Origin of the sequence: Chryseolinea lacunae (assembly GCF_016735595.1) — a bacterium.
Classification (GTDB): domain Bacteria; phylum Bacteroidota; class Bacteroidia; order Cytophagales; family Cyclobacteriaceae; genus Chryseolinea; species Chryseolinea lacunae.
In genome coordinates, this window is record NZ_JAERRB010000002.1 from 558,407 (window position 1) to 572,377 (window position 13,971).

The 13,971-nt window shown below is 53.4% G+C and carries 12 protein-coding genes; 7 read left to right on the forward strand and 5 right to left on the reverse strand.

All coding sequences use genetic code 11. The annotated features are described in order from the left end of the window. Positions 1-12: 12 nt before the first annotated feature. Entirely contained in the window at positions 13-972 is a 960-nt protein-coding gene (locus JI741_RS08035) for a histidine kinase dimerization/phospho-acceptor domain-containing protein (RefSeq protein ID WP_202008525.1), read from the reverse strand. A 339-nt stretch (positions 973-1,311) separates the two neighbouring features. Here JI741_RS08035 and JI741_RS08040 point away from each other — a divergent pair, with 339 nt between their 5' ends. The 7 genes from JI741_RS08040 (at position 1,312) to JI741_RS08070 (ending at position 6,913) form a co-directional block, all read left to right on the forward strand. After that, positions 1,312-1,824 (forward strand): L,D-transpeptidase family protein, encoded by a 513-nt coding sequence (locus JI741_RS08040; RefSeq protein WP_236675949.1) that lies wholly within the window; start codon positions 1,312-1,314, stop codon positions 1,822-1,824. A 94-nt stretch (positions 1,825-1,918) separates the two neighbouring features. Continuing rightward, the gene (locus JI741_RS08045; RefSeq protein WP_202008527.1) at positions 1,919-3,190 is read left to right on the forward strand and encodes a serine hydrolase domain-containing protein; all 1,272 of its coding nucleotides are present in this window, start codon (positions 1,919-1,921) and stop codon (positions 3,188-3,190) included. A gap of 396 nt (positions 3,191-3,586) precedes the next feature. Continuing rightward, entirely contained in the window at positions 3,587-4,282 is a 696-nt protein-coding gene (locus JI741_RS08050; RefSeq protein ID WP_202008528.1) for a MotA/TolQ/ExbB proton channel family protein, read from the forward strand. Next, positions 4,279-4,674, forward strand: a complete 396-nt coding sequence (locus JI741_RS08055) for an ExbD/TolR family protein (protein WP_202008529.1) — start codon at positions 4,279-4,281, stop codon at positions 4,672-4,674. The genes JI741_RS08050 and JI741_RS08055 overlap by 4 nt, the downstream gene beginning before the upstream one ends. Positions 4,675-4,758: 84 nt before the next feature. Then, entirely contained in the window at positions 4,759-5,295 is a 537-nt protein-coding gene (locus JI741_RS08060) for an RBBP9/YdeN family alpha/beta hydrolase (RefSeq protein ID WP_202008530.1), read from the forward strand. 63 nt (positions 5,296-5,358) lie between these two features. Next, positions 5,359-6,153 carry an SDR family NAD(P)-dependent oxidoreductase gene (locus JI741_RS08065; protein WP_202008531.1) on the forward strand — a complete coding sequence of 265 codons (795 nt, stop codon included), beginning with the start codon at positions 5,359-5,361 and terminating at the stop codon, positions 6,151-6,153. A 160-nt stretch (positions 6,154-6,313) separates the two neighbouring features. Next, a complete protein-coding gene (locus JI741_RS08070; RefSeq protein ID WP_202008532.1) occupies positions 6,314-6,913 on the forward strand; it encodes a JAB domain-containing protein in 600 nt (199 codons plus the stop codon). Between the two features lie 102 nt (positions 6,914-7,015). Here the strand turns inward: JI741_RS08070 and JI741_RS08075 are convergent, their stop codons facing one another. From JI741_RS08075 to JI741_RS08090, 4 genes are all read right to left on the reverse strand, one after another. Then, positions 7,016-7,792 (reverse strand): DUF2490 domain-containing protein, encoded by a 777-nt coding sequence (locus JI741_RS08075; protein WP_369411736.1) that lies wholly within the window; start codon positions 7,790-7,792, stop codon positions 7,016-7,018. A 125-nt stretch (positions 7,793-7,917) separates the two neighbouring features. Further along, positions 7,918-9,069 carry an efflux RND transporter periplasmic adaptor subunit gene (locus JI741_RS08080; protein ID WP_202008534.1) on the reverse strand — a complete coding sequence of 384 codons (1,152 nt, stop codon included), beginning with the start codon at positions 9,067-9,069 and terminating at the stop codon, positions 7,918-7,920. A gap of 13 nt (positions 9,070-9,082) precedes the next feature. Continuing rightward, positions 9,083-12,307: an efflux RND transporter permease subunit gene (locus JI741_RS08085; protein WP_202008535.1), complete on the reverse strand. Its 3,225-nt coding sequence runs from the start codon at positions 12,305-12,307 to the stop codon at positions 9,083-9,085. Between the two features lie 54 nt (positions 12,308-12,361). After that, positions 12,362-13,759, reverse strand: coding sequence for a TolC family protein (locus tag JI741_RS08090; protein ID WP_202008536.1), 1,398 nt, complete (start codon positions 13,757-13,759; stop codon positions 12,362-12,364). Positions 13,760-13,971 lie beyond the last annotated feature (212 nt).

A 13,971-nucleotide genomic window follows, 5' to 3' on the forward strand; every position in this document is an offset into this window, starting at 1 on the left:
TAATGCAGACTGCTATTTCCGCTCCCCGCGTTCAATTGTCTTGGTGATGGTGCTCACAATGTCGTCCAGCTTGTCGGCCGAGATTTGTAAATGCTCCAGCACGTCTTTGCTTTCGGGTGAGGCGGGAAGTTTGCGGAGGAGATTGGTGAGGCCCAGAATGCTGGCCACGGGCGCGCGCAATTTGTGTGCGTTGATGAAGGCATATTCTTCCAGCGCTTTGTTTTTCTTTTCCAGTTCGGCGGTGCGTTCCTGCACCAGGTTCTCCAGGTTCTCGTTGATGCCTTTAATCTCTTCGCCCTGTGCCTGGATCTCGGCATTCTGTGCTTTGATCTCTTCGTTCTGATTTTGAATTTCTTCGTTGCTGGTCTGCAACGCGAGCCGGGCTTTGATTTCTTTGATGGTGAGGTGGTGGCGCGTCCGGATGAGGATGGTCATGAAGATGAACGACGAGATGAGGATGAGGCCGCCCTTCACAAAAAACTGGTTGAACTCCAGGGCTGGGTTGGTGTTCACAAAATAGAAGGTGGCGACCAGCGACAGCACCGTCATAAACACCGAGTAGGGCCAGGCCCACGCCACAAACATGCCGGCGCCAATGAGCAGGGCGATGTAGTTCAGGTTGTGGCCCAACAGATCTTCGTCGCCAATGAGGCTGTAGGTATAGGCGTTTTGCAGGGAGATCAACACAAAGGGCACCACCACAATGATGTAGGAGGGAAGGTAGTAGCGTCGGCTCAGGATGAGCGTGCTGAAGGTGATGGCCGCCACACAGAGCCGTATGGCAAACAAATATTGCCAGCTTTCCGGAATGTTGTAGTAGTCGGTGATGGCAAAGATGGGATCAAAAATAATGGCCGCCCATGCCGCCACCGTGTGATATTTTTTCGACGACTTCTCCAGTTCAAGGCTCCACGAGGCATGGGGAACTTGCGAAATGAGGATGGCTTCTTTTAATCGCTGCAGGTTTCTCATGAGACAAAATCAGCCGAAGTATAGTGAAAAGCGACAAGGACAAATAAGGAACAAAAGCGTAGCATCATATTTACGGTTTGGCCGGCAAAAAAACGCATGGGCATGTGTGGCCCAGTAAACACCCATATATAGTGCCAAGGCCATGGGGGGTAAACGGTGGCCTTAAAATAAACATACGAAGTTGGTTGCCCTTCCGGATCTTGACTCCTTTATGGTTAAAGAGGCACCGTGATGGCAGGTAGGCAAGCCCGGTTTGGTCCGGCGAAAACCCAATCCGGGAACGGCTGCCCCGGGGGCATTTTGCATGTTAATGTTCCAGAGGGTATCATGCAGCCGTATATGAAAAAATGGATTCTGGTTTTTGTCGCTCTTCTGATTTGCGCCCTGATTTATAATGTTTGGCCGGAGAAACGTTTGCCGGAAGGTGTGGTGATAGACAAACTGGTGGTGCACAAAAGCAAACACACCCTCGAAGGGTTTGCCAACGGGAAACGCATCAAGACCTACACAGTGTCGATCGGCCCCCATCCGAAGGGCGACAAGCAGGAGGAAGGCGATGGCCGCACACCGGAAGGAGCCTACATCATCGATGCAAAGAATCCCCACAGCGGCTATCATAAAAACCTGGGCATATCCTATCCCAACGCGGCCGACCGCGCGGAGGCAAAACGCAAGGGTGTGAAGCCGGGCGGCGACGTGAAGATCCACGGCCTTCGAAACGGCACGGGCATCATCGGCAAGTTTCACCGCCTCGCCGACTGGACGTTGGGTTGCATCGCCCTCACCGATGCCGAGGTGGACGAGTTGTATAGCCACGTGCCCATCGGCACGCCCATCCTAATCCTGCCTTGACCCACGCGTCGGCGCCGGATTTAGGGATAAAAATTTTTCGCGGCAATTCGTGAATACCGTTATCTTCGGTACTTCAACCTTTTAACCGCCTCTCATGAAAAGATTTCTCCTTCACCTGTTGGCCATAGCGTTGCTGGTGCCGTCGGTGTATGCACAAAAGATTGTTCCCGCTGCTACTCCCGAAGCCGCGGGCTTTTCGACGGAACGACTCAAACGCCTTGATGCTGGTTTCAACGAGTGGGTGAACAAAGGTTGGATTAACGGTGCTGTGGCGCTTGTGATCCGTGATGGCAAAACGGTTTATTACAAAGGGTTTGGATTCAACGACCCGGCCACCAAAACACCCCTCGCCAAAGACGGCATCTTCCGCATTGCCTCCCAAACCAAAGCCATCACCAGTGTGGCCGCCATGATGCTTTTTGAGGAGGGAAAATTTTTACTTGATGATCCCATTTCCAAATTCATCCCGTCGTTTGCCCACGCCAAAGTGCTGGACAAATTCAATGACAAAGATTCGACCTATACCACCGTGCCTGCCAAGCGCGACATCACCGTGCGCGACCTGCTCACGCACACGTCGGGCCTGGGCTATGCGCAGATCGGAAGCAAGGAAGCCAGGGCCATCTATCACAAACAAAATATCACGGCAGGCCTGCTGGTGACCAACGACAAACTATCGGCCGCCATGACACGCCTCGGCGCGTTGCCGCTCATGCATCAGCCCGGCGAAAAATGGACCTACGGACTCAACTCCGATTTGCTGGGCTACCTCGTGGAGGTCTGGTCGGGCATGTCGCTCGACGATTTTTTCAGGACACGCATCTTCGGACCGCTGGGCATGAACGACACCTACTTCAACGTGCCGGCCGAGAAAGCTTCCCGGTTAGTGAATTTCTTTGTGGGCGATTCGCTCGATCACATCGTTAAAACACCCCTTGCTTTTGGCGCGTTGGACATGAGCTATCCGCTGACAAAGAAAAACTATTTCTCCGGTGGCGGTGGACTGTCGTCTACCATCTACGACTACGGTGTGTTTTTGCAAATGCTGCTGAACGGTGGCGTCTACGACGGCGCGCGTTTGCTTAGTCCCAGTTCCGTTCGCCTGATGACTATGAACCAGATCGGTGACCTGTCGCTGGGCGGTGAAAAGTTTGGGCTGGGGTTTGGCATTGTTACCGAAGCGGGCAGCCATCTTGGCCCGATGCGGGCGGGCACCTATGCCTGGGGCGGTGCCTTTTCGACTACCTATTTTGTTGACCCGGCTTCCAAAATGGTAGTGCTGCTCTACCGGCAGATGTGGGGAGACCACATGAACGAAATCGAAGGCAAATTCAAGGTGCTGGTCTATCAGGCCTTCAAAGAATGACGGGGAAAAGGCAAGGCTGGCGCTGGGTCAGGTTGGGCGGCAAAGTTCGGCCGCGCAAATGGCCCATGCTTTCCAATAATTGATTACCTTGCGTGGATTACGATGACAAAGAGCCACTTGGAGCTTTCATTTTTAGAAGAGGCTCGAAGACCCGGGTTAAAACAAAATGAGAGAAGTATATTTTTTTCGGTGCGATAGCGTTTGTCAATCTGGCGACGCCATCATTTTTTTGCAGGACGATCGGAACATCACCACGGATTTTGTGACGCATGGATCGAAATTTGTTGTTCTCTTGCCATTGCTGAAGCGGCTGTGTTTCGCAGCTGCCGACCACGCGACTTCATTTTTTAAAATAGTATAGCAACAGTGCCCAACACAAACACAATTTTTTAAGTCATGAATTTCATACTCGCTTTATTGCTGCAGATCACTACCGAAACAGTTCCGGTAACACCCGAAGAAGTGCCGGCAGAAGGGTTGTCCATTGCAACACTTTTGTTGAAAGGGGGTTTCATCATGATCCCGATTTTGCTGCTGTGGTTTATCGCTACCTACATTTTTATCGAACGTTTCCTCTACCTCCGCACCGCGGCCAAAGTGAAAAAAGATTTTGTGGTGCAGGTCACCCGTCGACTGCAAGCCGGCGACATCAGTGCAGCACGTTTGTTTGCCGAACAGGAACAATCGGCTACGGGAGCCATCATCAAGAGCGGCCTCGACTATGTGGGCAAGCCCCTGAAAGATATTGAGTCCATGATGGAATCGGCCGCCAACATCGAGCTGGCCGAAATGGAAAAAAACATGGGCTATCTTGGCATCATCGCCGGCGTGGCCCCCATGCTGGGCTTCATCGGAACCATCTCGGGTATCATCAACATTTTCTATAGCATCTCGTTGTCCGACAACATCAGCATCGGCATCATCGCCGGGGGGTTGTATGAAAAAATGATCACCAGCGGCTCGGGCCTCATTGTGGGTGTGTTGGCCTATTCGGCCTATCACTTGCTGCAACAGCGCATTGCGCGCTACACGTTGCAGATGCAGAAAGATGTTTTTGAATTCATGCGTTCCATCCTAAGCCCGGCCAAATGAAATTAAAACGGCAAAATCATTTTCAGGCAGAAGTGGCCACGTCGTCGCTCAACGACATCATGTTCTTCCTGCTTTTGTTTTTTCTCATCATCTCCACGGTCGCCAACCCGAACGTGATCAAGGTGCTGTTGCCAAAATCGAATTCCAGCCAGGCCCTGAACAAACAACAGATCTCGCTCACCGTAACGGAAGAAAAACGCTTCTACATCAACAAAACAGAAGTGCCCCACGGCCAGCTGGAGCAAAGCCTGGTGAAAGCCTGCGAAGGAAAGGAAGAACCCACGGTCGTGATCCGCATGCCCCATTCCTTGTCGGTGCAGGATCTGGTTGACGTGATGCAGATCGGCGCCAAGCACAAGTTTAAAATGGTGCTGGCCACAGCAAAGAACTAAACGCGCAGGTTGCGCGGGCAACATAAACAACAAACGGTTCAGCACAGGTGTGGCTGGGCCGTTGTTATTTTAAACTGATCGACAATGACCTTTACGTCTTCTGTATTCATCCTGCCCGGCCTCGGCAATTCGGGCGACGCGCACTGGCAAACGCTTTGGGAAAAAGAACACAACTTCACCCGCATCCGGCAACGTGATTGGGACACGCCCGTGTGCAGCGAATGGATCGACACCATCGACAAGGAGCTGACGCAACACGACCTGGCCAACGTGATTGTGGTGGGGCATAGCCTCGCATGCAGCACCGTTGTGTTTTGGAGCAATCGTTACCAACGGAAAATCAAAGGGGCATTGCTGGTTGCTCCCAGCGACACGGAAGCCGAGAGTTATCCCCCGGGCACCACGGGTTTCAAACCCATGCCTGAGCAACCGCTGGCATTTCCCTCTCTTGTTGTGGCCAGCACGAACGACTTTTATGTGACCTTGAATCGCGCCCAACACTTTGCCAGCCATTGGGGCAGCGAGCTGGTGAACATCGGCGACGCGGGGCACATCAACGTTGCCTCGGGCTTCGGACCGTGGGAACAAGGACTTCACCTCCTGAAAAAACTGGACCGCTAGGCCGAACCTTCTCTGGCTGCTGTGGGTTGTTATCGCGTACGCGACTAAAAAAATCTACTTCATATGGATCTTCAACTCAATGGAAAGACCGCCTTCATCAGCGGCTCCACGGCGGGCATAGGCTTTGCCATAGCAAAAAAACTTTTACAGGAAGGCGCTACGGTCGTCATTAACGGCCGCTCCCAGAGTGGGGTGGACAAAGCCGTGCAGGAATTGAAAAAGCAGGTGGCCGGGGCCAGTGTGTCGGGCATCGCCGCCGATTTCTCGAAGGCAGACGATGTGACCAAACTCGTGAAGCAACTTCCCGAGGTGGACATTCTGGTGAACAACGCGGGCATCTTTGAACCGAAACCGTTTGTCGAAATTCCGGATGAAGACTGGTTTCGCTTTTTTGAAGTGAACGTGATGAGCGGTATCCGTTTGTCGCGCCACTACTTCCCCGCCATGCTGAAGAAAAATTGGGGACGCATCATTTTTATCTCCAGCGAATCGGCCGTTTTCATTCCCGAAGAAATGATTCACTACGGCATGACCAAGACGGCGCAGCTCGCCGTGAGTCGCGGCCTCGCCGAACTCACCAAGGGCACCAACGTGACGGTGAACTCCGTTCTGCCCGGTCCTACACGATCGGAAGGCGTGGAAGGTTTTATCAACGATCTCGCAAAAGCCGGCAACACGTCAACGGCAAACGTGGAATCAAATTTCTTTAAGACAGCCCGACCCACATCGCTGATCCAACGCTTTGCTTCCGTCGACGAAGTAGCCAGCATGGTCACGTATGTGGCAAGTCCGCTGGCCTCTGCCACCAACGGTGCATCCCTTCGGGTAGACGGTGGCCTGGTGAGGTCAATTGTTTGACGACGTGATTCCGTTCGCAGCATGATTCGTTCGGCTTGTGCGGCGGGCATGTGTGCATAGAATTGTTCAAGTGGGAATAAGCTATTTTGGAGGTGACGCTGTGCTGCGCAAAAGGATGGGCGATGCGTTTTCGAACGCCCTAAACTTTTTATATTACCGCATGGAAACGTCCCTTACCGAAGCCCAGAAACAAAAACTGATCAACTCGCGCGATGTGTTTGCCGTGATGCAGCCCCTGTTGCTACGCGAGAATGCCATTCGAAAAAGCAAAGGACACTTCTGGGTTATTGGCCTCAACAGCGTTCATCATGTGTTGTATATCGAACTGGTGGGCATGGGTTCGGCCGTGCGCCTCAACATAGCGCCCCGCGAAGTTTTTCGCATGGCGCTTTATAAAATGGCGGCGAAGATCATTGTGGTGAGCAGCCGCAACGAAGGGCCGCTGGTCATTTCGCAGGAAGACAAAGACGTGACAACGCTCCTGGTCAAAGCGGGTGAGGTAGTGAATGTGGAGGTAGCCGATCACCTGTTGATCACAGAATCGGAATGGCTCAGCCTGGCCGCGAAGAATGCGATATCGCAAGCGAAGCGAAACACAAAATATGTTTTACCCGACGAACACCGCAGTCAACTGCTCGACATACAATCCGGCACAGAAACCATGCTGACCCTCGCCCGAAAAATGAAACTGCGCGGCTACGATGTGGACCATATAAAAGAAATGACTGGCTTGCGGAAAATCGATATCAACAAGCTTTAAGATAACAAGGCAATGATGAGCTCACCTTCTTTGGTGTGACGAAAACAAAAAAGCTCCCGTGGAGGGAGCTTTTTTTATGATCGTCAAAAAGTTTCTGAATGGTTATTGCGCTTTCATTAAACTCACGTTGTAGGTAAGCATCACCTGCATGCCTAAGTTGTTTTCCTGCTTGGCGCCGTTTGCTTTGATCAGCATTTGGTAAAGGAACCCAGCCTGAATTGAAAGCGGAGCTTTGAACTGATAGCCCAGGCCGGCAAAGATCCGGTTTTGGTCGGGCTCGTGAAACGTTACCGGGCCACCCCAACTGAGAAAAGCTTCGTCGTAGGCACTGGCAAAGTAGGTATTGGCTTCTATCTTTTTATGATTGAGGGGCACGGTGGTCATGAAGCGATAGCGTGCCCGGCTCACATGAATATTGTAGCCTTCATTCACAACAATGCCTTCACCCTGATCGGTATGCGATTGAATGAAACGCTGTTCCAGACGCACGCGATGACTGAAGTTGAAACGACCGATGGCATGTTTGTAGGACACCTGCTCAAACAAACGGTGCTCGTTGTTTTGAAAGGCCGCGGGCTGCTTGCCGTAGAGATAGTTCCAGGTGTAGACGTAGCCAATCGGCAAAATGGAGAAATGTTTGTTGAGGGCGATCTCCACGCCGGTGCGAAACTGGTATTGCATCGGCTGCAGGTTCTGCACCTGGCGGAACTGACCTTCCAGCATAAACGATGTGCGTTTGCTAACTTTCAGGTTCGTGGTGACGGAAAACCATTCCGTAGATTGATTCACAACCTCGCGTCCGGCAGGTTGTGCGAAACACATTTGGGTGGTTGCCACCAATAGAAGGGCGCAAATCCAGCGTGAAATTAGTTTTACCACCTCGCTATGCTTTTGTTATTTATGACAAAAGAAGCGAGTCTAAAATTACCCCAATTTTAACTTTTTAACATTGACTTAACATTAACGTAACATTGGCTATTTTCCTTCAAATCACGCTGAAAACGCTATTTTTTCTGCGATAATTTCTCTGCTTTCACGGTCACGGCCTGCCCGTTTCGAAGCTCTTCGCTGGCGCGCAGCACAATGCTTTCGCCGGCCTGGAGCGGTCCAAAAACTTCGACAAGCGAATCCATGGTGTTGCCCTTCTGAACGCCCAGCCACTCGGCCACATGTTCTTTGAGGCGGATCACAAACACACCTTCGGTAGATTGCAGCAAGGCGGTGCGCGGCACAAAGAGCGTGGCCTTGTTGCGCGTTACGGGCAATTTCACTTCGGCATACATCCCTGCTTTCAATGCCCCACCCGGGTTCTCGAGGTCGAACTCGGCCATCATGGTGCGATTGTTTTCCGACAGGCTGTTGGCACTGCGGGCAAAGACAGCGCGGTATTCTTTCTGCGGGTCGGCCTGCACCGTAAACGTTACGGCGCTATTGTTGGTGATGGAGTTTGACAGGTTTTCGGGCACGGCCACGGTGAGCCGAAGTTTCGAATGATCTTCCAGCACAAACAAGGGCTTTGTGTTTCCCTCAGGCCCCACCAGCTCGCCGGGGCTGATGTTCCGCTCGGTCACGGTGCCATCGAAAGGTGCGCGCACCGTGAGGTAGCTCACCAGCTGCGACTGCGATGCATGTTGTGCCTTTGCCGCCAGCAGGTTGCTTTGCGCCGCGTTGGTCAACGCACTGTCGGCCGACATGCGCGACAAAGCCACGTCCATTTCATTGGCCGAAACAGCGCCTTTGGTGCGGCTGGTCTCCACCATGCGTTTATAGGTGAGTGTGCTGGCACGCATCCTGGCCCGCTGTTCAATGAGTGTTGCCTGGGCAGAAGCCACTTGCGCTTGTGCGTGGTTCAGGGCCGATACAATTTCAGGAGCTTCCAGCACGGCCAGCACGTCGCCGTGTTTCACAACGGTTCCCCTGTCGGCTTTCACACTGCCCACATACCCTTTCACGCGGGGAAAGATGTGTGTTTTGTTCCAGGGTTTTAGTTCGCCGGGCAGCACGGTTTGAAGTTGTGGCTGCAAACTCTTCACGGTCGTGGCTTCCACTTCGGGCAGGGCGGCGGCAGTGTGTGCTTCCTTTTTTTCAGAATGACAGGAGGCCATCACCACCACAGTGGAGGCGAGCAGCGCGAAGGAACGTGTTGTTATTTTCATACGGAGTGATAAACTATTTCGTGATCGAATTTTTGTTGTAGTATTTACTGTTGCTGTCTTCCGGATCGAGCGACACCGAAACGAGCGATGCTTTTTGCTGCACCAGCGTGAACACGCCAGGCAAGATCAGCAACGATGCCAGCGTGGAGGCAATGAGGCCGCCAATAACGGCCTGCCCCAGTGGAGCCACCTGGTCGCCACCTTCGCCCAGGCCACTGGCCATGGGAATCATGCCCGCAATCATGGCGATGCTGGTCATGAGGATGGGACGTATACGGCTGCCTGCCGCCATCAGCCCGGCCTTGCGTGCATCTTTTACTTCGAGTCTCAGATTCTCGGCGTTGGTGATCATGAGGATGGCATTGGCCACCGAAACTCCCACGGACATGATCATGCCCATATAGGACTGCAGGTTTAGGGTGGCCCCGAACAGCAACAGCATGAGCAACGATCCGGCCAGCACCGCTGGTACCGACGAGAGAATGGCCAGCGACAGTTTGAACGATTGAAAGTTTGCGGCCAGCAACAAGAAGATGATGACAATGGCCACCACCAAACCACCCTGCAAGCTGCTGAGCGTTTCGGCCAGCAACTTCACCTGTCCTTTAAATTCGATGGCCATGCCGCGTGGCGCCTGCCCCGCATCGTCGATGGCCTTGGCTACGGCTTTGCTGGCTGCACCAAGATCTGTGCGATGAAGGTTTGCCGTGATGGTCACCAGTCGGTTAGGACCCGACCGGTCGTATTGCCCGGGGGCGATCTCTTCTGAGAACGTGGCCACATCACTCAGTGTAGGATGGAGGTTGCCACTTTGCAGCGGGATGTTGGCGATGTCGTTCACAGAATTCATTTTGTATTCGGGCACTTGCACCTGCACCTGGTAGGCAAGGCCTTTTGTGTTGTCGAGCCACAGGTTTTTGTCGGTGAAGCGGCTCGACGAAGTGGCCGCCACCAACGACCGCGCCACTTGTGTGGGCGTAACTCCCAGCTGCCCGGCGCGCTCGCGGTCCATGGCGATGCGAAGAATCGGGTAGGCCATGGGTTGGGCGATCTGAACGTCGCGGAGGAACGGTATCTGCTGCATGTTGGCCATGATTTTTAACGCAAACTTTTGTGCTTCGCGAATGTCTTTGGCGGCCACGTTCACTTCAATAGGTGTGGCAGCCCCCTGACTCATGATCTTGTCCACAAGCTCGATGGGCTCGAACGAAACGCGCAACCCCGGAATGTTTTTGGCAATGCTGGCGCGCAGGTTTTCTTTCAGCGCGTCCATGCGCACGGGAAATTCCTCCGACAGCGACACCTGCAACACGGCTTCGTGCGGGCCGCTGTTGAACACAAAGATCTGTGACGTGCCATAGCTGGTGGGCACGTTGCCCACATAGGCCGATGTGATGGCGATGTTCTCGGCACCCACTTCGGTTTTGATGATGTCTAATACTTTCAGCGTGATCTCTTCGGTGCGCTCCACCCGTGTTCCATCCAAAGCCCGCAAGCGCAACTGAAACTGGTGGCTGTTGGCCTTGGGCAGAATGTCTGTTCCGATCAGCGAGAACGCGCCCACGATGAGAACAAACGCGCCGATGAGATACACCGTGGTCCAGAATTTCTTGCGTTCAATAATTTTCTCCAGCACACCGAGATAGCGAAGCTTGAACTTGTCGAAACCGGAGACCTCATGCGGATGACGCGTCTCTTCGATAATGCTTTCCGATTCTGTATGATCCAATGCCAGTGTCGGTTCTTCCGGATACTTGGTGTGCGCTTTCAGCAACCAGTTGGAAAGCACCGGCACAAAAGTCTGCGACAAAAGGAACGACGCCGTCATGGCAAACCCCACGGCCAGCGACAACGGGAGAAACATCGATCGTGGCACACCACTCATCACAAACGCAGGGGCAAACACGGCGAGGATAGAGAGCAGGATGAGCAGTTCGGGAAATGCAATTTCCTTACACGCGTCCCAGATGGCCTGCGCCTTTGGCTTGTTCATTTCCAGGTGCTGGTGAATGTTCTCGATGGTCACCGTGGCCTGGTCTACCAGAATCCCCACGGCCAGGGCCAGCCCACTCAACGTCATAATGTTGATGGTTTGTCCTACCAGGTGCAGCAGAATGACGGCGCTCAGCACCGAGATGGGAATGGTCACCACCACAATGATCACGCTGCGCCAGTCGCGAAGAAAAAGCAATACCATCAGTCCCGTAAGTAACGCCCCCAGCGCTCCTTCCGTCACCAAACTTTTCAGGGAGTTCGTTACATACGACGACTGATCAAATTCATAAGAGATCTTGACATCTTCGGGCACCGCGTTCTGCAACACCGGCAGCGCTGCGCGGATGTTGTTTACAACGGACAGGGTGGACGCGTCAGACTTTTTTACCACCGGAATGTATACGGCACGACGGCCTTGCACCAGGGCAAACCCTACGGTGATGTCGGCCGCATCTTCCACCGTGCCGATGTCGTGAATGAAAACCGTTGGACCTGAACCCACGCGCACCGGGATGTCCAGAAAATCTTCGGGCCGGTCAATGAGCGAGTTCACGGGTGTCATCATCGTTTTATTGCCGATGCGAATGTTTCCGGCAGGCGAAGGCTGATTGTTCACACCGATGGCGCGGATCACTTCTTCGGGTGTGAGTTTGTAGCTGCGCAGCCGTTGAGGATCTACTTTAATAACAATGGTGCGCTGATTTCCACCGAGTGGTGGCGGGCTCGACACGCCTTCAATTTTTGAAAACATCGGGCGAATGCGCGACGACGCAAAATCCTGGATCTCGTTCAGCGAACGCGAGCCGCTCGAAAACACGAGCTGTCCCACGGGCACAGAGCTGGCGTCGAAACGGATCACCTGCGGCGGCACCGTGCCTTCGGGCATGTAGGCCTTTGCGCGCGAAACGTTGTTGGCCACCTCCGCAGCGGCCTGCGCCATGTCGGTGCCGGGATAGAACTGCAGTTTGATGAGCGACATGCCCTGAATGGTTTTTACTTCCACATCGCGGATGCCCGACACATAGAGAAAGTGATCCTGGTAGCGCGTGGTGATGAAGCCGTCCATCTGGTCGGGCGCCATGCCACCATAAGGCTGCACCACATAGATGGTGGGCAGATCAAGGTCGGGAAAGATATCGACGGGAATGCTCCGCATCGACAGCACAGAGAAGAACGCTATTGCGATAATGCCAACCATCACGGAGATGGGATTTCGCAGCGCAGATCGAATGAGTTTATACATGATATCGTTTTTATTTCGTCACGTGTTGCAGCGTCTCCGTTGCCACGGGTGATTTTAGTTTTTAACAGCGCTTAAGAACAATGACAAATCTCCACGGGCCGCGGCCACCATCAGCCACGAGCGCCACGCATTGCTGTAGGCAATGGCCACATCGGCTTCGGCGCGATTCAAGGTCAACATGCTTTGCAGCAGGGTGGGCAGATCGGTGAGGCCGCTGCGATAGCGGGCGCTTGCCTGGTTGTAGGCTTGTTGTGCTGCTTCCAGTTGAACCGGCGCGGTGTGGGCCTGCTCCAGCGCCACGCCATATTGCATCGCAGCTTCTTTTTCCTGACGGTTCACACGGAGCGCTTGTTCGTTATACAATTCCTCGTCGCGCTTTGCTTTGTATTGTTCGCTCTTGTAGCGGTGACGGATCGGCACATAGTCTGTCAGTGTCCACCGGGTGGAGATGCCGATCATGTAGTTATATACCTGGTATTTTGTGCCGCTCGAAAAATCGGTGCGATACGAATCGTCCTGGTTCGACACGCCGGAACCCCGTGCCCACCCGGCAGCCACGAGCGAAATAGACGGCAGGAACGAACGACCTATCGCCGTGCTGCGGGCCTGTGAAGCTTGCATGCGTGTCTGAAAAACACGCAGGGTTGGGTTGGCCGACACATGAAACGGACCGGCATCGCCAGCGGTAGGAAGACCCGTATAAAAATTCAGACTGTCGATGCTAAGGCTGTCGGATAGTGCTCCCGTCAACTCCATAAGCCGGTATTGTTGTGCTTGCTCGTTGCGGTCACTTTCCAGCAGCAGCAATTTTGCTTTTGTGTATTCTGCATAGGCCAGTGCACTGTCCACGCCAGGGCGCATGCCCGAGCGAACACCGGCATCAACCACATCGCGAAAGCCGGCGGCGCGGTCGAGATTGGATTGTTGAATGTCTTTTAGTTTTTCGCCGATCAATAAAAGCAGATAGGCATCGGCCACGCGCACCTGGTGTTGAAAAATCTCGTTGTCGTAGGCGGCTTGGTTGGCTTCGCGGTTGAAGCGTGCGGCCGTTACCTGGGTGGCTACTTTGCCAAAGTTGATCACGTTCCACTCCAGCAAGGCCGAGGTAAAGCTGCCAAAGGTGCCGTCGTAGATGTTGGTGGCGCGTATGCCTCCTGAAGGTGAAATCACCGTGCCGCCGTTGGGATAGAACGATCCTGCAACACTGTTGTTGGTAGAGTAGGTGTATTGGTGTTGCACCGAAAGGCGCGGAATATATTCGCTGGTGCTGGTCTTCACATCCTGCGCGGCGCTGTTCACGTCGGCGGCGCGCGCTTTCAGCAACGGATATTCTTTAACACTTTTGTCGAGCAAGGTTTGAAGATTCTCCTGCTGCGCCAGGGCCTCGGGCAACCCCGCCATGAACACCAGGAGGAGTGTGAGCCCTGAATATATGAACCGCGTGATCTGCATAGTGTGCTGCTTCTTTTTGAAAAATTTTCAGCAATACTATGTTTCGATTCTGGAAATATTTGGGAATTTGAAGGTCGTCCGGGAAAAACGAGGTGAGGGGGCATGAATTTTTTTGCGCTTTGCTGCAGGATTAGGTTTTTCGTTGAAAACAGGGCTGCATTCCTAAATTTCTCCAAAATCAGGGCCGTATCTTTAACAAAAAAAAGCATCCT